Below are 22,450 nucleotides of genomic sequence, written 5' to 3'. Positions count from 1 at the left end.
GCGATGGAATCATCACAGAGTCGGCGCAGTGAAGTAGTGGCGTCCGAGTGGATCGACGATGTGCAACACCCCCTCCGGCAGCAATTCGGTGTGCCAGAGTTTGCGTGTTTTCAGGTTGTGGTGGAGCCGACAGCGCGGGCCGATGTTCGTCGGGATCGTCCAGCCGCCTCGCTTCGGATTCTGCCGGTCGAACTCGACGATGTGGTCCAGATCGCATCGGTCCGAAGGCACGTCGCAGCCAGGATGCAGGCAGTACGGATGGTCGGCTCGTACCCGCGCTGCGAGTGCCCTACTCGGTTTGTAGGACAGTGCCCCCGGCGGCGGAACCGTCATGCCTCCGTGTCCGTCGGGGTAGAGCGCGTGCTCGCCGAGAGGATTGCGCTCGACGACGGCCCGCCAACGTTCGATCAGCGTCCCTCCTCCCGGTCGCGGGCGCGGTCTATCACCGGGCGGCGACGCCTGGTCGGGTCGTGCTGTGTTCTCGGGTGGTGCTGTGTCCTCGGGTGGTGCTGTGGCCGGTGGCGGTTGCCCGATCGGTCCAACAGGCCCCTGCGGCGCGGAATCAGTACTCGCGCTGGATGTGTCGCCGGCCGAAGCGTCGGTCGCGCCAGTTGGCTGCGGGTCCTCGGACTCGGGAGTGGCGGTGTCACCACGAGCGATCAGGCACGTCGCGCACTGGCAGACCAGTGTTTCGCCACGCATCAAGGCAGTGTGTGCTTCGCCTCGTCGTTGATCGGGGGATCGAGGGTCCTCCGGGTGCAGTCGCGCGATCACGGCGTCGATTCGTGAAATCTGTTCGTCGGCTTGACCGTCGGTCATCACCGCGGTCAGGCTGGACAGGCCCCGTGCTCTTCTCCGCAACCGGATTCTCTTCTCCGTGCGCGCGGCACGCTTGCGCACGTCGCGGTCCCACTCCGGATCGGCCTCGGTGAGCAGCCGATCGATCTCGCGCCCCAGGGCACCGGGTGCCATCTCTCCGGCGGCCTTGAGAACCTCGGCTTCGATATCGACCACCGTGCTCGGACGAGCGTGGAGCAAGTGATCGTGAATCGTCCTGACCCGCTCCATGTCGAGCGAACCGTCGACGAATCGACGCTTCACCGACGGCTGCAATCGGCGCCACATCTGCACCCTGTTGTTGACCGATGCGAAGGTGGACGACAGAGCCGCTGCCAGCTCGCAGATCGCCGAACTGTAGAGATCCTTTTCGGTTACTCCCGTGTCCCACGGGGATGCGCATGCCGTTCGGCCGCGAACGTAATCGTCCATGAGGGACAGTTCCGATGCGGCAGCAGCGTTTATCCTTCGGCGCGCACCGAGGACGTCGGCGAGAGCAGAGTGATCGTCAGCCATCCACGTCGACTCGCGTAGCCCCATGTCACCCCCCCAGCGACGAAGGGCCGAACACGTATTCGACCCGATGCCGAGAAGTGTAGAACCGGCCACCGACAAGTTCTGCCGTCCTGTTCGAGCATCCGACGAGGTCGACTACCGCAATCACGCGAGTCCTCGACGCCCTGGACGTAGTGGCCGAGTCGATGGAGGGCGGTGTGTCCTCGCAGTGACGATGCCATAGAGCAGCAACGCCGCTACGCTTTTCCTCACGTGCAGGGGACTCCGGAGGAGGCGAAGTGAACACCTTCCAGAAATCGGCAGCAGCGTTCAACAGGGTTTTCATGGTCGTGATGAAAGCGCCCGTACTCGACAGGGTTCTCGGACGTTCGATGGGGATCCTGACGTACACCGGCCGAAGGTCCGGCAAGAAGATCTCGCTACCGCTGGCTATCGGCCGGAAAGGTGATCACCTGAAAGTCAGCGTGGCCATGCCGGACAAGAAGAACTGGTGGCGAAACTTCACGAACGACGGCGGTCGCGTCGACGTCGACCTCGGCGGCGTTCACTACTCCGGCCTGGCGACGGCGACCCGCGACGATCGCGGGCGGGTGACTGTCGACATCGCTTTGGATCGCTGACTGCACCGTATGCCAACGCGTCAACTGGGGTTGACACCAGCCTTCTGTCAACTTAGATTGACATCATGACCGAAGCCACTGCACTTGCCGCCGCAGCCGCCAGTTCCGATCCGGGGGAGGGGCTGCGTGCGGTAGCCGCTCTTCGGCGGTTGCTCGAGCGCCTGGAGGCCGTTCAGGTCCAGAACGCTCGACGCAACGGTTGGGCCTGGCAGGCAATCGCCGACTCGCTCGGAGTCAGCAGGCAGGCAGTCCACAAGAAGCACGGCGGAAAGGGAAGGTAGGCAACAATGTTCGAGCGATTCACCAAGTCGGCCAGATCTGTCGTCATCAGCGCTCAGGGTCACGCAGGGACTCTGCGCTCGCCCCGAGTGGAGCCTGTCCATCTGTTTCTCGGCGTGCTGTCCGTCGCCGGCGAGGAATTGAAGACGGCGCTGGGCGAGGCCGGGTTCACCGTCGACGGAGTGCTCGCGAACGTGCAGTCTCAGGATGCGTGTGCGTTGAGGTCCCTGGGAATCGACCTGGACGCTGTCGTCTCGACGATCGACTCCGCTCTCGGTTCGGGTGCGCTGGAGGGCGCACAGGCGTCACCGCATCATCTCCCTTTCGCCCCATCGGCGAAGGACGTGTTGAAGCTGTCGCTGAAGGAAGCCGTCGAACGACGGGACCGCGAGATCGGCGTCGAACATATTCTTCTCGGTTTGGTTCGCGGTGCCGATCCTTCGTTCAGCGAACTGGTGCAGCAGCAAGGTTCGCTCCAGCAGTTGCGATCGATCGTCTCGCTCGTTCGGACGTCGTAGCTCTTGGGCGTCCACGACCCTACGATGGCGCCATGAACTTCTTGATTCGGCTCGTGATCAACGCCGTTGCCATCTGGGTTGCCAAAGAATTCGTGGATGGCATCACTGTCACCAGTTCGGGGCGCGGCGACGGGTGGGACATCGTGGTGCTGCTCGGTATCGCGGCGGTGTTGACGATCGTCAATGCGTTCATCAAGCCGCTGGTGCAGCTGCTGTCCTTGCCGTTGCTGATTCTGACGCTCGGGCTGTTCACCCTCGTGATCAACGCGTTGATGCTGTTGTTGACGGGCTGGCTGTCGTCGCAGACCGGCTACGGTCTCGAGATCGTCGGGTTCGCCGCCGCGTTCTGGGGTGCGATCATCATCTCGATCGTGAACTTTCTGCTGGGTGCGTTGGTGCCGGACAAGCGTTAGGCGAAGGCCAACGCCACGCCGGTGCTCGCGCCCCAGACGAGCATCGCCAGGCCCGAATCACGCAGTGCCGGAATCAGCTCGAATCCGTGAGCTCCCTTGCGTACCGGGGAGTTCGCGCGAGCGGCGAAGGGCAGTGCGAGCAGGCCGACGAGTGCCCACGGGGTGCGAGCGATCAGAACGACGGTCATCGCGAACGGCACCACCAGTAGCGCGAGATGCAGGTAGCGGGTGCGGGCGTCGCCCAATCGCACTGCGAGGGTGAGCTTTCCCGACTCGGTGTCGGTGGGGATATCGCGAAGGTTGTTCGCGACGAGGACCGCGCTCGAGAACGAGCCGACTGCCACTGCTGCCAGTACTCCGGCCCAGTCGATCTGCTCGGCCTGTACGAACTGGGTGCCGAGGACCGCGACGAGACCGAAGAACACGAACACGGCTATCTCGCCGAAACCGCTGTAGCCGTACGGCTTCGAGCCGCCGGTGTAGTACCAGGCTCCGGCGATGCAGACCAGTCCGACGACGATCAGCCACCACGCGCTGGTCGCAGCCAGGACCAGTCCGGCCACAGCGCCGACGGCGAAGCAACCGATCGCGGCCTTCTTGACGGCCCCGGCGGACGCGGCCTTCGAGCCGACCAGTCTCAGGGGCCCGACTCGATCGTCGTCGGTGCCGCGGATTCCGTCGGAATAATCGTTGGCGAAGTTGACGCCCACGATCAGAGCCAACGAGACGACCAACGCCAGCAGCGCCTTCCACCACACTCCTCCGTCCAGCGACACGGCCGCACCGGTGCCGACGAGGACGGGGGCGATCGCATTCGGGAGTGTGCGCGGTCGCGCACCTTCGATCCATTGCGCAGTGGTGGCCATGAGCGACGATCTTTCCGTATCTGTCCGACGGGTGAGAACGCGGCCGGTCAGAACGGTAGGCGCGGCAATACCGGCAGCGGGATCACGGGCATCTGGACACCAGGAATCTGGGGCAGGGGCACCGTGGGGGCGGGCGGAGGTGCCGGCGGGTAGTAGTGCGGCTGCTGGTACTGCACGTAGGGCGCGGAATTCGCGGCAGCAGGCGCAGGTGCGGTGGTGGTCGGCGGGGGAGGTGGGATGTCGGGCGGCGGCGACGATGTGGGCGTCGTGGTCCTGGTGGCAGCGGGTGTAGTGGTCTGTGGAACCGATTCGCCGACGCTGGCGGGGGTGCTCAGTTGTTGATTCTCGTCGCTGGATCCGAGTGCGGTGAACAGTCCGATTGCGGCGATGACGCCCGCGATCGGCAGCGCGATCATGCCCAGTCGAGTCAGGGCGGGACGGTGCGAGACGACGGGCGGCACGTGGGTCGCGTCGACGTGGGTGGCGTGTACCGCGGCACCACCGGCGATGACCAGTTCGGGCCGGTCCGGGACGACGACCGGCAGTTGCAGGAATCGTTCGAGGGTGGCCCGGACCAACGGGACGTTGGACGTGCCGCCGATGGCGATGACGGCGTCGGGATAGAACTCGGCCTCCAGGCCGAGCCTGCGCACCGTCTCGGCGGCCTGTTCGGTGGAGCGTGCGATGGACAACTCGAAGATGTGCCGTTCGAGGAGAATGTGCTCGCCATCGGGTGTGCTGGTGGTCAGGTGCGAGGACAGAGCTTCCTTGATTCCGCGGCAGAAGGCCGTCAGCGCGCTGTCCTCGTCGGGAGAGTGGGGCGGACGCACTATGCCGAGTCCGAGTATGTGTTCACGGACCACTGAGTCGAAGGAGGCACCACTCATGGCGGTGGTCCGCGCCGAACCGTAGGAGCGGCCGGTTTCGACGTCCACGATGTCGACGTCGACTCCGGTCTCGCCCGCGTCGAACAGCGCGATCGTTCTATGGTGGGAGGGAAGCCCTGGGCGCAGGTACTCCATTGCCGCGCCGGTTCTGTCGATGAGATGGACGTCGGAGACGTACTCCTCGGCCAGCGCGTCGGCGATCCCGGTACGTTCCGCGGGGGTGCGATAGGCGACGCCGAGGGATTGGGGCGCGTCCGGGCTGTCGACGATGCCGCGCACGACGCGGGCGACGTCCGCGGCCGTGGGGGAGAGCTGCCAGTCGTCGAACGGGGTGCCGTCGGTCCATGCGCCGTCTTCGGTGGTCCGAGCCGTGCGAATGCCGCACGTGCCGAGGGACACACCCACTGACGAACGCATCGCTTCTCCGGCCTCTCCATTTCGGTGACGGTGTCCAGGTCTGACGTACTCGCCCTCGTGACAGGCGACGTGGACACTGTACCGTCTCACGGTTTGGTTAGAGGCTCGAAACAATCCGAACGTCAGGTCGAAGGGGTCGCGTCATCGGCCTACGATCTGGTGGCAGTGCCCATCGATATCGCGCATCCTCGGACGAAGGACCTCACGACCGACCTCCCGGTGGTGGGGATCCTCGGCGTCGTCGCGACCCGAATCGACAGCGAACTGGTTCCGGTACCGGGTGTGCGGGCGCAGGCCCTGTTGGTGGCCTTGGCGCTGTCACCGGGGCGGATACGGTCGGCACAGGCCCTCATCGACGAGGTGTGGCCGGGCGAGCCTCCCCGTTCGCCGAAGAACGCTCTGCAGACGCAGATCTCTCGGCTGCGGTCGGTGTTGCCCGCAGGTGTTCTCGAGAGCTACCGCGGTGGCTATCGGTTGGCGCTGGGCAGCGACGACACCGACCTCGGACGCGCCCGCGTCCTCACGCGGGCCGCGGAGGGTCGACTCGCAGCTTCGCAGTGGCAGGACGCCCTCGACGGTGTGCTCGACGCCTCTGGCCTGTGGCGAGGGGAGCCGGCGGAACCGGTCCGGGCGCAGGCCGAACTGCTCGAGGTCACGCTGAGGTCCGTCCAGATCTCGGCGTTGCTCGGGTTGCGCCGTTTCGACGACGCCATTCCGCTCGCGCGGGCGCGAGTCGCCGCGGACCCGACCGACGAGCTCGCCACCGCCGACCTGATGCGTGCACTGCACGGCGCGGGCAGATCCAACGATGCCCTCTCGGTGTTCGCGGCACTGCGATCCGAACTCGCCGACCGTCTGGGAACGGACCCCTCGCCGGCCGTGACCGCGTTGAACACCGAGATTCTGGGGCACACCGCGCCGAAGATGCTGCAGACCATCGGTCTGCGCGCCGCACCGAACGCACTGATCGGACGAGGCGAGGACCTCGACGCGATCGAGGTACTGCTCGGCAGTTCTCGCGTCACCACTGTCCTCGGACCCGGCGGCGCGGGTAAGACGCGGATCGCACACGAACTCGGTCGCCGCGCCGGTGCCCACATGTCGGTGGCTTTCGTCGAACTGGCATCGCTGCGCAGCGAAGAGGACGTCGCGTCGGCGATCGGAGCGACCCTGGGGCTCACCGAGGCCGACATCAAGGTCGGTGGCCTCCCGGTCACCCGGGTCCATTCGATTCGGGAACGACTGGTCGACGTCTTCTCGTCGCGGCGGGGATTGCTGATTCTCGACAATTGCGAGCACGTGATCGACGAGGTCGCGGTGGTGGTCGACGCCCTGGTGGCGTCGTCCGACGCGGTGACGGTGCTGGCGACGTCACGTTCCCCGATGGGGATCACGGCCGAGTCGGTCTTCCCGCTACCGTCGTTGGGTGTCGTCGGCTCGAATTCGCCTGCGACGGAACTGTTCTGCGTCAGGGCCCGGGCGGTCCGGCCGTCGGCGCGCCTCGAACCCGACGCGGTGAACCGATTGTGCCGCACCTTGGACGGACTGCCGTTGGCGATCGAACTGGCTGCGGCGCGGGTCAAGTCGATGAGCGTCGAGGAGATCGACGCGAGGCTCGATCGTCGCTTCACGCTTCTGAAATCGGCGGATCGAACCAGGCCGGAACGGCATCGGACGTTGCACGCCGTCATCGACTGGAGTTGGAATCTGCTCGACGCCTCCGAACAGGCGGCCTTGCGTCGATTGTGCCGGTTCCCGGCGGGATTCGATCTCGACGCGGCGAGGCAGGTGGCGCAATGGGCTGCGGTGGAGGATATTTCGGCTGCGCTCGACGGTCTGGTCGATCAGTCCATGCTCAGCGTGGTCGAATCGCCGACCGGAATTCGGTACCACATGCTCGAGACCGTCCGCGAGTACGGCGAGGAGCAGCTCGACGCCAGTGGCGAGGCCGAAACCGTCGCAGCTCGACTGCGGGAGTGGTCTGCGTCCGTCGCCGTTCGGGTGTCCGCGGGCTACTCGGGTGGGCGTCCGGCCGAGATGGTCGCCCTGATGGAGGCCGAACACGACAACCTGCTGTCGGTGATGAGACATTCTTTTGCGCAACAGTTTTCGGACCACGTGTGTACCTTGTTCTCGGTACTGGGCTACTTCTGGGCCATGCGTGGGGCGCATTCGGAGGTGCTCAACTGGGCAGACAGAGTGATGAGCAGCATGCGTGGCGGGATGGGCGGCACGCCCGACGACAATGCCGTGATGGCTCTGCTGGTGCTGGCAGCCCACTTCGCCTACGGCGGGAATCTACGTCGGGTAGCGCGCATTCGCACAGATCTCCGGCACCTGCTGAACAGTCGGTCAGCGGTGTCGCCGGGGTTGCGCTTCGACTCGGAGGTTGTGGTCCACCACGCCGGGGGTCGAGGTTTGGCCCGAAAACTGGCCCGTGCCGTTCGATCCGAGCACGACGACGTTCGCTGCAACGCGTACGTCGTTCGCTCGATGATGGCGCAGAACTCGGGTCGCCTGTACGAGTCGATCCGAGACGCGGAGCAGGCGCTCGCCATCGCGCGCCGTCGAGGCGATCTGTGGGCCGTCGGCTCGACGTCGCAGACGCTGGCGAGCTCGTACGGGCTCTCGGGTGACTACTCCCGGGCTGTGGAGTACTACCGAACCTCGGCCGACGTCATGTGGGAGCTGCACGCGTTCGAGGAGAGTATGCAGACGCGCGCTTTTCTGGCGATGGCGTTGATCGGAGCCGGTCGCGTGGACGAGGGACGCGAACTGATCGACGAGTTGGAGGCCGCGGCGCAGGGACAGGAGTTCACCCTCGATCCACCCTTGAGCGACGACGTCGGTGCCCGCTGGGATCACGCTCAGCAGCGGTCGAATTCCGCGTCGCTGACGGCGGTGCGGGCGGCGGCGGATCTCGAGGACGGTGCCGTCGAGCAGGGTCTCGGGGGTCTTCGTGCGGCGTTGGCGTTGGGCGGGTGGCCGTCCGAGGATCCGAGCGATCCGTTCATGACGATTCTGGTGTGTGCGGCTGTCGGTGCGCACGTTCTGCACGGGCGCGCCGAGGACATGGACGACGCGGTGGCTGCATTGACACGCAAGCCGTGGAATATGTTGGTACCGGGCGGTTTCTACGACGTTCCGATGCTCGGCGCAGTGGCGTGTGCGGTGGGTTCGTTCGAGATTCACCGCGGAAACCGGGCCGTGGGGGTGGAGTTGCTGGCGGTGTCGAGCAGGGCGGTGGGTCGGCAGGACTTTCCGTCGATGCGGATCGATCGACATGTGCGTGCGGCCCGAGCGGTTGCCGGTGACCGTGCGGTCGATGCCGGGCTCGCTCGGGCCGCTGTATTCACCAGAAACGGTGCGCTGCGCGAGATTCTGCGGTTGCTTCCACTCGTCTAGGCCTTGCGCATGTACATGCGGACGGTCAGTGGGGCGAAGATCGCGACGATGACGGCACCGCCGACGAGGGAGTACACGACGTGAATTCCGAAGTGCCCGTTGTTCGCCAGCTCACGAACGGCCGTCACCAGGTGCGAGACGGGGTTGACGTCGGCGAAGGCGCGCAACCAACTCGGCATGGTGCTGGTGTCGACGAAGGCGTTGGACAGGAACGTCAGTGGGAACAACACCAGCATCGAGATGCCCTGAACCGATGAGGCTTTGCTCATCAAGGTGCCCAGCAGTGCGAAGATCCAACTGATCGCCCATGCACAGAACATCACCAGCAGCACGGCTCCGAGTAGACCGAGGGCTCCGCCCGCCGGGTGGTAGCCCATCGCGAAGCCGGTGGCGAAGCAGACCACGGCGGCGATCAGGTAGCGGATGACATCGGCCATCAATGCTCCTGCGAGCGGGGAGATTCGAGCGATCGGGAGTGATCGGAATCGGTCGAAGACGCCCTTGTCCATGTCTTCTCGCAGCTGGGTGCCGGTGACGACGGACCCGGTGATGACCGTCTGGACCAGGATTCCCGGCACGATCATCGGCAGGTACGAGGTGACGTCGCCCGCAACCGCACCGCCGAAGATGTAGCTGAACATCAGGGTGAAGATGACCGGCAGCAACACCACGTCGGTGAGCTGTTCCGGATTGTGGCGGAGTTTGAGCAGCCCGCGGTATCCCATGGTGATCGACTGGGTGACGGTGCGGGCCAGACCGATGTGGCGCAGGACCGGTCGGTCGGCGGGGTCGATGTACGTCGAAGACCGTCGGGTGAGTGTTGTTGTCATGCTGCGTCCTCGTCTGCGCTCTTGCCGGTGAGAGTCAGGAAGACCTCGTCCAGGCTGGGTTTGGTGACGGTGATCTCGCCGACCTCGATGCCGAAGTCGCGCAGGCGAATCAAGATGTCCGGGGTCATCGACGTGTCCGTCATCGGTGCGGTCAGTCGAGCGGACTCGGGGCTGACCGACACATCTGTGCCCAGTTGCGTCGCGACGAGAGCTCGAGCGTCGTCGATCCGGTGTCGGTCCGTGAGAGTCAGAGACAGTGCGGAGGTGCCTACCGACGACTTGAGCCCGTCGGCGGTGTTCTCGGCGATGACACGACCGTGGTCGATCACCGCGATTCGATCGCACAGTTGGTCGGCCTCGTCGAGGTACTGGGTGGTGAGCAGGACGGTCGAGCCCTCGGCGACGAGTCGACGGATGGTGTCCCACATCTGCGCTCGGGTGCGGGGATCGAGGCCGGTCGTGGGCTCGTCGAGGAACAGCAACGGCGGAGCCGAGATCAGGCTCGCGGCCAGATCGAGGCGTCGACGCATCCCACCGGAGAACATCTTCAACGGTCGGTGTGCCGCCTCGGCCAGCCCGAATTCCTCGAGGAGTTCAACGGCTTTGGCCTTGCTCTCGCGGCGACCGAGCCCGAGCAGCCGGGAGAAGACGACGAGATTCTCGGTTGCGGTGAGATCCTCGTCGACCGAGGCGTACTGGCCGGTGACACCGACGAGAGACCGGACGGCGGTGGCGTCGGCGACGACATCGTGGCCGAAGATGCGGGCCGAGCCGCCGTCGGGTCGCAGGAGGGTGGCGAGCATGCGGACCGTCGTGGTCTTGCCCGCGCCGTTGGGGCCGAGGACGCCGTAGACCGCCCCGGTGGGAACGGTCAGGCCGACGCCGTCGACGGCGCGTTGCTTACCGAATGTCTTGACGAGGTTCTGGGCCTCGATTGCTGGTGTGGTCATGGGGCCAACCATCGCCCCGGGCGCTTGCACGACGCGTACGTCGCGCTTGCGTCCGCTGTCCGGCCAGGTCAGAGTGGGAGCGAGGTCTCCGTGAGCCCGACGCCGCCGGTGCCGCGGAGTTTTCTGAACCATTCGGTGCCGAACGTGGTGGCGAGGTCTTCCGGAGACATCTGCAGAAACGGTCCGAAGTCGCCGATCTGTGTTTCGTGGGCTTCCATCGCTGCCCGTTTGGCGTCCATCGCGCCGGACACGTCGACCACCGTCGTGATCTCGGTTTCCGGCAGACCGAAGGTTTCCATGTCCGGCGGTGAGGCTTCCTCGCCCCAGTGCGGATTGGCCTCCATCAGTCTGCGCATGTGATCGCGGTTGGTGGTGGTCTCGTACACGAAGCGAGTCTCGGCGATCTCGGTGGCGCGCTTGCCGACGACGTGAACCTGGATGTGGTCCGGGTGACCGTAGCCACCGTTCGGGTCGTAGATGGTGACGACGTCGGCCTTCTCTTCGAGCAGCACCTCGGCCAATCGCTGGGCCGCCGTGTCGACATCGACGTTGCAGAACGCGTCGGGGTTCGCGTTCTCTGCAGTGCCGGCCATACCGGAATCGGCATAGTGCAGCCGCACGATGCGGGCGACACCGAGAGCGGCCGCCGAACGATCCAGCTCGATGCGCCTGCGCTCGGCCAACGTCTCGCCCTCGGCGAGGATGCCGTCGGGGTATTCGCCGAGGGCACCGTCGGTGGCGGTGACCAGGACGACGCGATGGCCGGCGTCGGCGGCGAGGCGCATCACCCCGCCGGTCCCGAATACCTCGTCGTCGGGATGTGCATGGAAGCAAACCAGGACACTCATGTCCTGAATGCTTGCACGTCGAAGCAGGTGCAGCCCAGTCGGCCGAGAAATACGATCAGGACGTGACCACACGGCGGTTGGCCCGGATCGGCTCCTTCTGGCAGGACTCGCGAGCGGATCGGTACTGCCGCGCGCTCCGTCCCCTCGGCCTGTTGTTCGCCGTGGTGTTCTTCGCGCTGTCGATGACGCCGTCCCTGTTGCCCCGCGTCTGGTACCTGCAGGCGGTGGCCACCGGTATCAGCGTCGCGATCGGATACGGCGTCGGCTGCCTGATCGCGTGGGTGGTTCGAACCTGCGGGGTGTCGCCGGACTGGTCCGAGCAGTGGCGTCGACGCGGGTGGTGGGCGTTGGCTGTTGCTGCGGCGGTGGCCATTCCGTTGTTTCTGATCCTGGGATCGTGGTGGCAGCAGATCGTTCGCAAGCTCGTCGGTGTGGAGGACCCCGGCAGGCCGCTGTACGTCGCGGTACTGGTCGTCTCCCTGGTGGTGGCCGTTGCTGTCTTGGCGTTGGGTCGTCTGCTGCGGCGGGCTTCTCAGGCCTTGACGCGGTGGGGCAAGCAATACGTGCCGAAGCCGGTCGCACGGATCGCCAGCGTGATCGTCGTGGCCCTGTTGGTGGTGTTCGCCGTCAACGGCGCACTCGTTCGCGGCATCGTTGCGGTCGCGGAGCAGTCGGCCTCGACTGCGGACCGCGGGAACCACGAGGGCGTCGAGAAGCCCACAGCGGCCGAACTGTCTGGTTCGGACGCCTCGAACGAGGAGTGGGAATCCCTGAGGCAGGAGGGGCGACGCTTCGTCGTGTCCGGGGTATCACCGGACGAGATCAGTGAGTTCACCGGAAGGCCTGCGGTGCAACCGATCCGTGCCTACGCGGGCGTGGAGTCCGCGGACACCGTCGAAGGCGTCGCCGATCGGGTGGTGGCCGAGCTCGAACGCACCGGCGCATTCTCCCGCGCTGTACTGGGCGTCGCGACGACGACCGGACGCGGCTGGGTGAACGAAAACGTCGCTCGCCCTGTGGAATACCTGTACGACGGCAACTCGGCGATCGCGTCGATGCAGTACTCGTTTCTGAAGAGCCCGATGGCATTTCTGGCCGATCGGCAGACTCCGCAGGACGCCGGACGAGCCCTCTTCGAGGCGGTGTACGCGGTGTGGAGCGAACTCCCCGAGGATGCGCGACCCAAGCTGGTGTTGTTCGGTGAAAGCCTCGGTGCCTACGGCGGACAGGACGCGTTCAGCGGCGCGCAGGACATGATCGCGCGCATCGACGGTGCCCTGTGGGTCGGCAACCCGAACTTCACCCCCCAATGGGCACGCATCACGGCCGGACGCGACGCCGGTTCTCGCGAGATACTGCCCGTCGTCGACGGCGGCGAACACGTGCGCTTCGCGAGTTCGTCCGGTGATCTCGACATCGACGGACCGTGGGAAGCGCCGCGAATCGTGTACTGGCAGCATGCATCCGACCCGATCGTGTGGTGGTCACCGGACCTGATCCTGAACCGGCCCGACTGGTTACGCGAACCCCGCGGCACCGACGTCGACCCAGGAGTGCAGTGGTTCCCGTTCGTGACCTTCTGGCAGTTGACGTTCGATCAGGTCTTCTCCACCGACGTCGACGACGGACACGGCCACAGTTACGGAGCCGACGCCGTGAACATGTGGGCCGACATCCTCGAGCCGCCCGGCTGGTCCGACGCCGATGTGACGCGGTTGTACGAGAAAATGGCGGGCTGAGGCGTCGCGTGATCGGGTGTTCGGTTTACCGCCCACCTCTGCCGCAAACGCGCGCGCGTTCGCCGAACGCGCGCAGGTTCGCCACCTGTTCGGTCACTGTTTCGCGCGCACCTGGCAATTGCGCGCGCATTCGTGCGTGAAACAGTGCATTCCGTGCCGCCTGCCTCCGCCGGTCGACCCAGCGCCGACAACGACGTGTCGACGGTTCTCGACCTCGAACGAGAGCTGCAGACTGCCGAATGTCGACGCGACCGCAAGAGGCTTGCCCGTCTGCTCGCCGACGACTTCACCGAGGTCGGAGCGTCGGGCACGGTGTGGGACAAGTCGTCGATACTCGACATGCTCGGTACCGAAGGCTCCGTCGAGATCGAGATGATCGAACCCGTCGGACGGGTGATCGGTCCAGATTATGTTCTGCTGCAGTGGATTTCCCGAACGTCGAGGATGCGCGCCCGTAGAACCTCGCTGTGGCGGCGCACGAACACCGGATGGGAACTGGTGCACCATCAAGGCACGCCGCTCGAATGATCACTCCGGCGCAAACGCGCGCGCGTTTGCCGAACGCGCGCAGGTTCGTCACCTGTTCGCTCACTATTGCGCGCGCACCTGACAACTGCGCGCGCGTGTGCGGTCGACCGGGCGCCCCAGCGGCCGATCGAAGACCACCGCGCACAACCACTGTGCTCGACGAGAGTGCGCCGCAACCTAGAGTTTCTGCAGCACGGTGCGCAGTTCGGCCCTGTTCAGTTTTCCCGGACCTCGTGTGGGTAGTGAGTCGAGTAGATACAACTCGCGTGGTGCGGCGGTGATGTCGAGCGAGGCAGCAACGTGGGTGCGTAGGTCCGCCAATGTCACCGGAGCAGAGGCGACGACTGCGACCACCACTTTCTGGCCGAGTCGCTCGTCGGGCAATCCCACGACGGCGCATTCTCGTATTGCGGGGTGTGTTGCCAGTGCAGCCTCGACGACCTGCGGCACGACGGTCAGTCCGCCGGTCGAGATCGCTTCGTCGAGTCGTCCGGAGATGCTCAGGACCCCGTCGACGATGGTTCCGGCGTCGTCGGTGCGGAACCATCCGGGTTCGGCGAACGCCGGATGATCGGGTAGCCCGCGGTAGCCCGAGGCCACGGTCTTTCCACCCAGCACGACCCTGCCGTCGTCGATGCGTACGACGGTGCTGTGCAGTGGAACTCCGTCGTACACACAGCCGCCTGCCGTTTCGCTCATTCCGTAGGTCCGCACCAATCGGATGCCCGCGTCCTGTGCCTTCTCTCGCAGCGGTGCCGGTGTCGCGGCCCCGCCGAGGAGGACTGCGTCCAGTGAGGCGAGGGCCGCGATCGCTTCGGGGATCTCGAATGCCTTCACCAATTGTCCGGGGACCAGTGAGGTGTAGCGCAGGGGTCCCGACATCAGGCCAACCGCGTCGATCAGAGCGGAGGGATCGAAACCTGTCGACACGTCCATCACGACGGGCGAGGTTCCGGCGAGCACACTGCGAAGCAGTACCTGCATTCCGGCGATGTGGTGTGCGGGCAACGCCAACAGCCACGACCCCGGTCCGCCGAGTCGTTCCTCGGTGGCCGTCGCCGAGGCCACCAGTGCAGAAGCGGACAACATGGCTCCCTTGGGGACACCCGTCGTTCCCGAGGTCGCGACGACCAGGGCGACGCCGTCGTCGATGGGGGTTCCCGGTGCCAGCGCGTCGTGCAGGCGCTCGGTCTCACGCGGATCGTCGGTGGGCACGGGAAGCAGGGCCGGGCCGTCGCCTGCGAGCATGCGGCTCAGCCGCGGCATGATCTCCGCCGCCGCAGGCCCCGACGGAATGGATACGCTCTCGAGCACGGACTCGAGGCTAGTCGCACGGCTCGATCGCGGACGGGAGCACCTACGGGTCCGCGGTTGTCACCCGAGATCGAGTCGCTGTGGAACAGTGGAACATCGTGAAGGGATCGGGCATGGACGACGCGGTGTGGGCAGCTCTGTCGTACTTCGATTCCGTCGATCCCGCGCTCGCCGCCGACGCGCGTCTGGGCTGGGACGGTCTGGTGGATGTGTCTCCGCCCGCGGGCCCGACGCAACATTCCGTACAGACCTACCTGTGGGTGTATCTGCGTCACGCGGCCGAGGGGCCCGATCGCGCGGTCGACATCGCACATGCCCTCGGTGACCTGCTCGACCGGCTCGGACGCGTCGGATACGCGGAGATCGCCCGAAGCGCCGTCACCGAGGAGCTGGTGCGAGCACCCGACGACGCCGCGTGGTTGCAGCACTATCGCGCCGCCACCGAACAGTCGGGCATCGGTGCCGTCGATACCGAGCTCGTCACCTGGCAGGACGCCCCGACCGGTGTCGAGCGGGTCATCGTGGAAAAGATCGGCGAGACGCTGGAAGTGGCGACCATCGCCGGCGAGTTCGAGCCGTCGAAGCCCGGTGGGCGACCGCTCGGCACCAACGCTCTGGCCATGCGTCGACGCGGCGTCACCGATGCCGTGCTGACCTCCGATCGAGGCAAGGACGACTCCGAGGCAGTTCTGCTCGAACAGCTGCTCGACCACCGCATCGAGTTGTGGAGCAACTACAGCGCTCCGCGGGCCGAGCTGTATCTGGGGCTGCGCGAGGCGCTGCACGAGGCCGCCGAGCCGGTGTACGGGTGTGTGCGCAGGCTCGAGAGTTTCATCGGATGCGTCGGGGACGGCGTCGCGTTGACCGACGCCGGGTACCTGCCGGACGAGGTGGTGGCCGGCATCGCGAACACGGTGTTTCCTCCGGCCGAACGTCCGTTGTATGTCGGCCGCGAACTCGACACGGAGAAGGTACTGATCGTCCGACGCCTCCTGATGAGGGTGCGTCTGCTGCGTCGGTCCGCCGGGCGGTTGGTACCGACGGCCCGAACTCGGCAGCTCAGCTCCGACGGGCTGTGGCGCGTGCTCACCGCAGGCATCGTCGGCACCGAATATCACCCGGACACGATTGCCGCGGAGGTCGTTCTGGCTCGCATGATCGTCGGTCACGATGTCGCCGACGTGGAAGCGACGGCAGACGACCTGGCGCGTCTGCTGCGGGCCGAGGGGTGGACGCATTCCGGCGAGGAGCCTGCTGCCGAGCATGCCGAGCCGCTCGCTCGGACCCTGGTCGCCGAGTTGAGCGCCCTGGGGGCGTTCGAGTTGCCGGAACCGGCTCACGCGTCGGGGCCGCAGCCGTCCGGCTCGGTCGCGACGGACGAAGGCAAGCGACTCGCCGCGGCGGTGCTGCGGCATCGGCTGCTCCATACGCGCTATCCGTCGTTGTGACCGCTCTCGGATGGCCTATCGGTCGAAACTGCAGATGTGGCCCGGTTAAGCTCACCTGGATCCGGTTCCAGAACGGGCCCGGCGGTTCGTTGCGAGGTGATGCCGGTGGACGGTGAGGTCGCGGACACCGCGCGCTCTCGGTCTCGCCGGCAGAGCGACTCGGCTCGTCGATACCTCGATGTCGAGGCGACGACGCCCGCTCTGCGGTCGACGGTCGAATTCGCCGCACGCAGCGTCGGATTCGCCATCGCGCAGCTCAACGTGCTCGACGAAGACACTCAGTACACGCTGGTCAACGTCGGCGGACCGCCGGTGTCGACGGTCGTACGAGCCGACACCCTCTGCGACGACGTGGTGCGCTCCGGCGAACCCGCCGTCGTGGCGCACGGTCGCGTCCATGCCACCACCCGGCAGCGCGCCATCCTCGACGACAACGGCATCGCGTCCTACGCGTCGGTTCCGCTGCGCGGGCGCGAGGGCCTGGTGATCGGCACCCTCTGCCTGCTCGATCGCACGACGCGCTCGCTCTCGGGTGAGCAGATGCGCGAACTCGAACAGTTCGCGTCGGTGCTGGAGGAACAACTCGACCTGCATCGCCGCGTCGGATCGGGCGTCAGCCGGCTCGGGAGCGACAACGACATCGCCGACTCCATCGCCGACGGCCACATCGTCCCCTGGTTCCAATCGATCGTGGATCTGCGGACCGAGAAGATCGTCGGCTTCGAGGCCTTGGCGCGTTGGCATCACCCCACTCGCGGGATGGTGGTGCCTGCGGACTTCGTGCCGTTCGCCGAAGCCAGTGAACTGATCATCGACGTCGACCTCAGTGTGCTCGCGCAGGCCGCGGTCGAAATGAAGAAGTGGCACGTCCATCGTCCGGACCTGCGGCTGACCGTCAACATCTCGGGACGCCACCTGGCCCATCCCGACGGTGTCAGTCAGTTGCAGCGCGCCATCGCGTCCTCCGGGGTGTCGCCGTCGTCGATCTCGCTCGAGCTCACCGAGACCACCGCCGTGACGCCGGGGCCGTTGCTGCGCAGGCACATCGACGACGTGCATCGGCTCGGCTTCAGGGTGCTGCTGGACGATTTCGGTTCGGGCTGGTCCTCACTCGAACGGCTGGTGACCCTTCAGCCCGACGGTATCAAGATCGACGGGCACCTGACGCGATTCGTCGACACCGTGGCCGGACGGGCGATGATCAGGTCGTTGGCCGGAGTGGCGAAGGATCTCGATCTGACGATGATCGTCGAGGGCATCGAGAGTCGCGAACAGGCCGACGCTGCGCTCGAACTCGGGTGCACTCTGGCTCAGGGGTATCTGTGGTCGAGGCCGCAGTCGGCAACGGCGGTGCTGCGCGCGATCGCCGACGACGCGTCGACGGGCTAGCGGTTGTCCTTTCGCAGCGGATGATCCTGCGGGATCTGCACCAGCACGATGGGAATCGCGTCCGGATCCTCGATCCACATCTCGATCAGGCCCCACGGCTCGGTGCGTGCCTCACGCACGATCTCGATCCCGGCGGCCGTCAATTCCTCTGTAGCAGAGGCGATATCGCGTACCTGCAACCACAGCGCGCCGGAGAACGAACCCGATTCGTCGCCGCGATGATGCGCAGCGATCTCGAGCAGACCCTGACCCGCGAAGAACACCGTCCCGCCGGGGTATTCGCGACACACTGCCAACGACAGACCGTCACGGTAGAACGCGAGAGTCCTCTCGTAGTCGACGGGTCGCAGAATTGTCCGAGAAGCGAGGATGTCCACCCCGCATGGATACCACGGTCACCCGAGGTGGTTCCGCAGGCTCCACTCTCACAGTTGGGTCGTCGCGATTCGGTTACCGCCGGCAGCCTTCGCCTCGTACATCATCGAATCCGCCATCCGCGTTGCCCGCGTCACGACGTCGATGTTCTGATCCCACACCGGTGAACCCGCGTGCACGATCGCAGCCCCCACGCTGACCGTCACCGCAATCGGATCCTCGGGATCGCGCAGTGCTCGGCGCACCCCGTGGACCAGCGCGTCGATGTGGAGGCGGGACGTCGAGACGACGGCGAGGTACTCCTCCCCGCCGGTGCGTGCGACCACACCGTATTCGCCCAGATGTGCGCGTAGACGCTGGGCGACGCGCAGGATGACCGCGTCGCCTTCCTCGTGCCCGTACAGATCGTTCACCGATTTGAACCGGTCGATGTCGATCATCACTGCCGCCGAGCACTGATCCTTCTCTCGGCCGCGTGGCCACACACCGTCGATGGCAGCGTCGAGACCGCGACGATTGGCCAGGCCGGTCAACGGATCGAGCAACGAACGACGCGCATCGTCGGTCAGGATGGTGATCAACAGGTGCGAGACGAGCGGAACTGCGGCGATCGTGAGCAGCACGACGTTCGTCCGGAAGATCAGTGATGCGATGTCCACCTCCCCGCGGGAGTACGTCGCTGCGGCGCCAACGAGAGTGCATGTCACCGCGAACACCAGGTGCGCCAGCAGCCAGCGGGGGCTGAGGCAGAACGTGCAGAACGTTCCGATCACGGCGAACAGCGTGCACGTCAGCAGGGCGTCCGTGAGCGGGTTGATCCACAGCGTCGACGCCGTCCCCAGATCGGCGAAGACCGCAAAGGCCACCACCCCGAGCCGGCCGGGAAACGGTCTGATGATCCAGGCCGCGCTGACGGCCACGACCATGACGATCAGAGCCGATTTCCAGGCGATGGCGAGCGGGCTGCGTGTGGTGTCCTCGGAGAACAACGACACCACCGCCAGCACACCGAAATTGAGCGTCAGGCATGCCAACACCCACCGGATGATTCTTCCGGCGGGCCGGGAGTTCTGGAAGTCCGCCATCCAGCGATAGTCGTAGGGCTGGGTGAACCAGGCTCGCAGAGCGCCCGCAGCACTGTGGTGGTTTCGGCGGTTCGACGTCGAAATCACCGGTAGGTCAGAAGTATCGGGGGAACGGCGACCAGTCGGGCTCGCGCTTGTCGAGGAACGCGTCGCGACCCTCCACGGCCTCGTCGGTCATGTAGGCCAGGCGGGTGGCTTCACCGGCGAACAGTTGCTGACCTACCAGGCCGTCGTCCTGCAGGTTGAAGGCGTACTTCAGCATTCGTTGTGCCTGAGGTGATTTCGCGTTGATCTTGGCAGCCCACTCGATCGCGGTGTTCTCGAGCTCGTCGTGATCGACCACCTTGTTCACTGCGCCCATCCGGTGCATCTCCTCGGCCGAGTACGTCTCGCCGAGAAAGAATATCTCGCGGGCGAACTTCTGACCGACCATCTTCGCCAGATACGCACTACCGTAACCACCGTCGAAGCTGCCGACATCGGCATCGGTCTGCTTGAACCGGGCATGCTCGCGGCTCGCGAGAGTCAGATCGCACACCACGTGCAGGCTGTGCCCGCCTCCTGCCGCCCAGCCGTTGACCAAGCAGATGACCACCTTGGGCATGAAGCGAATGAGGCGCTGCACCTCGAGGATGTGCAGGCGTCCGGCGCGGGCCTTGTCGACGGTGTCGGCCGTCTCCCCGTCGGCGTACTGGTAACCACTGCGACCGCGAATGCGCTGATCGCCACCGGAGCAGAACGCCCAGCCGCCGTCCTTGCTGCTCGGACCGTTGCCGGTGAGCAGCACCGTTCCCACGTCGGAGCTCACCCGTGCATGCTCGAGGGCGCGGTAGAGCTCGTCGACGGTGTGCGGCCGGAATGCGTTGCGAATGTCGGGCCGATCGAACGCAACTCGCACGGTCGCGTCGGACACGTGGCGGTGATACGTGATGTCGGTCAGGTTTTCGAAGCCGGGAACGGGACGCCACAGTGCGGGAGTGAAGGTCACGGGCGCCAGCTTAACGGTGGCCGGGGTTGACTCCGTGCCGAACGGTCGGTGCAGCTAGCGTGCAGTCATGACCGACCCGATCGAGCTCGACCGAGATTCCGACCCCGAATACGACCACCACGGGGGCTTCCCGCGTTTCGTGCCGGCGAAGGTGGGCCCGGAGTACGGGCAGCTGCTCGAGGCGCTGCGCACGGTGCAGGACCTCGCGGTGTCCACCTCGTTGCCTGCCGACGTGACCGCGGCGGCAGCGGACAAGGCCAGGGAACTGATCGAGCTGTTGAGCCCGCACGTGGTGGCCGAGGGGCGTCAGACCGCCGGACGAGTTCCTCGGCTGCCCGGTCGCGGTTCGCTGCTGTTGCTGCCGTGGATCATCGAGAAGATCGACGCCGAGGGCGTGCGCAGCCGAGGCATGTTCCGTCGTTTCCACCTCGGTGGTAACTCCGCCGCGCACGGCGGCACTTTGCCGCTGCTGTTCGACGACCTCTTCGGCCTGATCCAGCACGCCTACGGCAGGCCCATCAGCCGGACGGCGTACCTGCACATCAACTACCGCAAGGTGACGCCGCTGAACACCGAGCTGGTCGTCGAGGGCGCGGTGGATCGGGTCGAGGGGCGCAAGACGTTCATCAACGCTCGGCTCACCGATCTCGACGGCACCCTGTTGGCCGACTGCGAGGCGTTGATGGTGCAGTTGCTCCCGGGGCAGCAATGATCCCCCCGATCGACGACGTTCTGGACGGCGCGCATGTGCTCTCGATGCCCATGCGGACCAAGTTCCGCGGCATCACCACCCGCGAGGTGATGCTCGTTCGTGGGCCGGCCGGGTGGGGTGAATTCTCACCGTTCCCCGAATACGACGACGTCGAGTCGGCACCCTGGTTGGCGTCGGCGATCGAGGCCGCGTGGGACGGCCCGCCGAGCCCACTGCGTCGACGCATCCCGGTGAATGCGACGGTCCCCGCCGTGGCGGCCTCGGAGGTGGCATCGGTGCTGAGCCGATCTCCCGGGGCCGAGACCGCCAAGGTGAAGGTGGCCGAGAAGGGGCAGACGCTCGCCGACGACGTCGCCCGGGTGCGCGCGGTGCGCGAGCTGGTCCCGCGGGTTCGGGTCGACGCCAACGGAGGCTGGACCGTCGACGAGGCGGTAGCGGCGCTGACGGCCCTGACCGCCGACGGTCCGCTCGAGTACGCCGAGCAGCCGTGCGCCACCGTTGCCGAACTCGTCGAACTTCGTCGCCGGGCTCCGGGAGTTCGCGTGGCAGCGGACGAGAGCATTCGCCGAGCCGAGGATCCGATGAAGGTCGTCCGGGCAGGCGGAGCCGACATCGCGGTGCTCAAGGTCGCCCCGCTCGGTGGGATGCGCGCGGTGCTCGAGCTGGCCGGCGAGCTGGGGGAGTACGGCGTTCCGGTGGTGGTGTCGAGTGCTCTGGATTCGGCGGTGGGAATCTCGGCCGGTCTGGCCGCTGCCGCGGCGTTGCCGCACCTCGAATTCGCCTGCGGTCTGGGAACGGGCGCACTGTTCGTTCGAGACGTCGCACCTGCGCCGGAGGTGGTCGACGGAACGTACCCCGTCGGCAGTCTCGAACCCGACGCCCAGGCGCTGATCGAGCTCGATGCCGATGCCGATCGCACGCAGTGGTGGATCGAGCGAGTTCGGCGTTGCCACGCCCTTCTGCGGTAGTGTTGCGCCCGGTCCGCGACGGGGCCGCTGACACATCTGGGAGGAAGTTCGAAGTGGTTGCTGCACTCAAGGATTCGCTGCTCGACGAGTCGAAGGCCGACGCTCTGCGCGTCGACGTTCTGGCTCTGATCGATGCCGAGGTCGCGGACAAGAAGGGCGCGAGTGGCCTCGCGGTCAAGGGGGGATACGGCGCAGTGAAGAAGGTCGGGCCGTCGTACATCGACAGCGCGGTCTCGGCTCTGTGGCCCGATTTCGTCGACAAGCTCGACCCGTTCTGGCAGTCGTACAACGCTGCCCCGCAGGGCACGTTCGGTGACTATCTCGTCGCCAACGGCGACGCCGCATCCGACGCGTTGCTCTCGGTCACCGATGCACGCATCGAGGAGACCGACAAGTCCGTCGTCAAGAAGTTCTACGGCAGCCTGCGTGGCTCGGCGAAGAAGAACGTCATCGAGGCACTGCCTCGCGTGGGTGACCTGGTCGCCAAGCACGCTTGAGCGGCTTCGCCGCATGTGAGT

22 protein-coding genes are annotated in these 22,450 nt (G+C 66.1%); 12 read left to right on the top strand and 10 right to left on the bottom strand.

Annotated elements, in window-relative coordinates; genetic code table 11:
- Nucleotides 1-12: 12 nt before the first annotated feature.
- Nucleotides 13-1,353: an HNH endonuclease signature motif containing protein gene (locus CH274_RS26885; protein ID WP_179275875.1), complete on the bottom strand. Its 1,341-nt coding sequence runs from the start codon at nucleotides 1,351-1,353 to the stop codon at nucleotides 13-15.
- Nucleotides 1,354-1,631: 278 nt separating this feature from the next.
- Here CH274_RS26885 and CH274_RS26880 point away from each other — a divergent pair, with 278 nt between their 5' ends.
- The 4 genes from CH274_RS26880 to CH274_RS26865 all read left to right on the top strand — a co-directional run bounded on the left by CH274_RS26880 (nucleotide 1,632) and on the right by CH274_RS26865 (nucleotide 3,183).
- The gene (locus tag CH274_RS26880) at nucleotides 1,632-1,973 is read left to right on the top strand and encodes a nitroreductase/quinone reductase family protein (RefSeq protein ID WP_094659417.1); all 342 of its coding nucleotides are present in this window, start codon (nucleotides 1,632-1,634) and stop codon (nucleotides 1,971-1,973) included.
- A 65-nt stretch (nucleotides 1,974-2,038) separates the two neighbouring features.
- Nucleotides 2,039-2,254, top strand: coding sequence for a hypothetical protein (locus CH274_RS26875; protein WP_032393909.1), 216 nt, complete (start codon nucleotides 2,039-2,041; stop codon nucleotides 2,252-2,254).
- A gap of 6 nt (nucleotides 2,255-2,260) precedes the next feature.
- Complete coding sequence (locus tag CH274_RS26870; RefSeq protein WP_094659416.1) at nucleotides 2,261-2,770, top strand: Clp protease N-terminal domain-containing protein; 510 nt, start codon at nucleotides 2,261-2,263, stop codon at nucleotides 2,768-2,770.
- Between the two features lie 32 nt (nucleotides 2,771-2,802).
- The gene (locus CH274_RS26865) at nucleotides 2,803-3,183 is read left to right on the top strand and encodes a phage holin family protein (protein ID WP_032393911.1); all 381 of its coding nucleotides are present in this window, start codon (nucleotides 2,803-2,805) and stop codon (nucleotides 3,181-3,183) included.
- Here CH274_RS26865 and CH274_RS26860 read toward each other — a convergent pair.
- Together CH274_RS26860 and CH274_RS26855 are read right to left on the bottom strand one after the other, a co-directional pair.
- Nucleotides 3,180-4,049: a 1,4-dihydroxy-2-naphthoate polyprenyltransferase gene (locus CH274_RS26860; RefSeq protein ID WP_032393912.1), complete on the bottom strand. Its 870-nt coding sequence runs from the start codon at nucleotides 4,047-4,049 to the stop codon at nucleotides 3,180-3,182. The genes CH274_RS26865 and CH274_RS26860 overlap by 4 nt on opposite strands.
- 47 nt (nucleotides 4,050-4,096) lie before the next feature.
- Nucleotides 4,097-5,353, bottom strand: a complete 1,257-nt coding sequence (locus CH274_RS26855; RefSeq protein WP_094659415.1) for an Hsp70 family protein — start codon at nucleotides 5,351-5,353, stop codon at nucleotides 4,097-4,099.
- Between the two features lie 159 nt (nucleotides 5,354-5,512).
- Here CH274_RS26855 and CH274_RS26850 point away from each other — a divergent pair, with 159 nt between their 5' ends.
- Nucleotides 5,513-8,758: a BTAD domain-containing putative transcriptional regulator gene (locus CH274_RS26850; RefSeq protein ID WP_143546651.1), complete on the top strand. Its 3,246-nt coding sequence runs from the start codon at nucleotides 5,513-5,515 to the stop codon at nucleotides 8,756-8,758.
- On the opposite strand, the gene CH274_RS26845 is transcribed toward CH274_RS26850, so the two are convergent.
- From CH274_RS26845 to CH274_RS26835, 3 genes are all read right to left on the bottom strand, one after another.
- A complete protein-coding gene (locus CH274_RS26845; RefSeq protein WP_094659413.1) occupies nucleotides 8,755-9,588 on the bottom strand; it encodes an ABC transporter permease in 834 nt (277 codons plus the stop codon). The two genes, CH274_RS26850 and CH274_RS26845, sit on opposite strands and share 4 nt — an antisense overlap.
- Nucleotides 9,585-10,538, bottom strand: a complete 954-nt coding sequence (locus tag CH274_RS26840; protein WP_256980466.1) for an ATP-binding cassette domain-containing protein — start codon at nucleotides 10,536-10,538, stop codon at nucleotides 9,585-9,587. Before CH274_RS26840 ends, CH274_RS26845 begins: the two co-directional genes overlap by 4 nt.
- A gap of 68 nt (nucleotides 10,539-10,606) precedes the next feature.
- The gene (locus CH274_RS26835; protein ID WP_094659411.1) at nucleotides 10,607-11,386 is read right to left on the bottom strand and encodes a PIG-L family deacetylase; all 780 of its coding nucleotides are present in this window, start codon (nucleotides 11,384-11,386) and stop codon (nucleotides 10,607-10,609) included.
- Nucleotides 11,387-11,448: 62 nt separating this feature from the next.
- On the opposite strand from CH274_RS26835, the gene CH274_RS26830 reads away from it, so the two are divergent.
- Nucleotides 11,449-13,125, top strand: coding sequence for an alpha/beta hydrolase (locus CH274_RS26830; RefSeq protein WP_256993707.1), 1,677 nt, complete (start codon nucleotides 11,449-11,451; stop codon nucleotides 13,123-13,125).
- Nucleotides 13,126-13,278: 153 nt separating this feature from the next.
- Complete coding sequence (locus CH274_RS26825; RefSeq protein WP_094659410.1) at nucleotides 13,279-13,653, top strand: nuclear transport factor 2 family protein; 375 nt, start codon at nucleotides 13,279-13,281, stop codon at nucleotides 13,651-13,653.
- 177 nt (nucleotides 13,654-13,830) lie between these two features.
- Here CH274_RS26825 and menE read toward each other — a convergent pair whose 3' ends face one another.
- On the bottom strand, nucleotides 13,831-14,919 hold the full coding sequence (menE, locus tag CH274_RS26820) for an o-succinylbenzoate--CoA ligase (protein ID WP_094659600.1): 1,089 nt from the start codon (nucleotides 14,917-14,919) through the stop codon (nucleotides 13,831-13,833).
- Nucleotides 14,920-15,065: 146 nt separating this feature from the next.
- Between menE and CH274_RS26815 the strand changes: the two genes are divergently transcribed.
- Both CH274_RS26815 and CH274_RS26810 read left to right on the top strand, forming a co-directional pair.
- A complete protein-coding gene (locus tag CH274_RS26815; protein WP_094659599.1) occupies nucleotides 15,066-16,415 on the top strand; it encodes a hypothetical protein in 1,350 nt (449 codons plus the stop codon).
- Between the two features lie 105 nt (nucleotides 16,416-16,520).
- On the top strand, nucleotides 16,521-17,804 hold the full coding sequence (locus CH274_RS26810; protein ID WP_256993706.1) for a sensor domain-containing phosphodiesterase: 1,284 nt from the start codon (nucleotides 16,521-16,523) through the stop codon (nucleotides 17,802-17,804).
- Here the strand turns inward: CH274_RS26810 and CH274_RS26805 are convergent.
- From CH274_RS26805 to CH274_RS26795, 3 genes are read right to left on the bottom strand one after another with little or no spacing between them, the layout of a single operon-like run.
- Complete coding sequence (locus CH274_RS26805; RefSeq protein ID WP_032393920.1) at nucleotides 17,801-18,181, bottom strand: VOC family protein; 381 nt, start codon at nucleotides 18,179-18,181, stop codon at nucleotides 17,801-17,803. The genes CH274_RS26810 and CH274_RS26805 overlap by 4 nt on opposite strands.
- 48 nt (nucleotides 18,182-18,229) lie before the next feature.
- Nucleotides 18,230-19,351 (bottom strand): GGDEF domain-containing protein, encoded by a 1,122-nt coding sequence (locus CH274_RS26800; protein ID WP_256993705.1) that lies wholly within the window; start codon nucleotides 19,349-19,351, stop codon nucleotides 18,230-18,232.
- A 7-nt stretch (nucleotides 19,352-19,358) separates the two neighbouring features.
- Entirely contained in the window at nucleotides 19,359-20,252 is an 894-nt protein-coding gene (locus CH274_RS26795) for a 1,4-dihydroxy-2-naphthoyl-CoA synthase (protein ID WP_094659408.1), read from the bottom strand.
- A gap of 67 nt (nucleotides 20,253-20,319) precedes the next feature.
- Here CH274_RS26795 and CH274_RS26790 point away from each other — a divergent pair, with 67 nt between their 5' ends.
- Genes CH274_RS26790 through CH274_RS26780 form a run of 3 tightly spaced genes read left to right on the top strand, consistent with a single transcriptional unit; the run spans nucleotide 20,320 to nucleotide 22,429 of the window.
- On the top strand, nucleotides 20,320-20,964 hold the full coding sequence (locus CH274_RS26790; protein ID WP_094659407.1) for a PaaI family thioesterase: 645 nt from the start codon (nucleotides 20,320-20,322) through the stop codon (nucleotides 20,962-20,964).
- Nucleotides 20,961-21,932: an o-succinylbenzoate synthase gene (locus CH274_RS26785; RefSeq protein ID WP_094659406.1), complete on the top strand. Its 972-nt coding sequence runs from the start codon at nucleotides 20,961-20,963 to the stop codon at nucleotides 21,930-21,932. Before CH274_RS26790 ends, CH274_RS26785 begins: the two co-directional genes overlap by 4 nt.
- 53 nt (nucleotides 21,933-21,985) lie before the next feature.
- Nucleotides 21,986-22,429 carry a DUF6918 family protein gene (locus CH274_RS26780; protein ID WP_032393924.1) on the top strand — a complete coding sequence of 148 codons (444 nt, stop codon included), beginning with the start codon at nucleotides 21,986-21,988 and terminating at the stop codon, nucleotides 22,427-22,429.
- Nucleotides 22,430-22,450 lie beyond the last annotated feature (21 nt).

Source organism: Rhodococcus sp. 06-418-5 (assembly GCF_002258285.1).
GTDB lineage: Bacteria > Actinomycetota > Actinomycetes > Mycobacteriales > Mycobacteriaceae > Rhodococcoides.
Note: the sequence above shows the minus strand (reverse complement) of the source record. Positions and strands in the feature narration are given on the sequence as shown.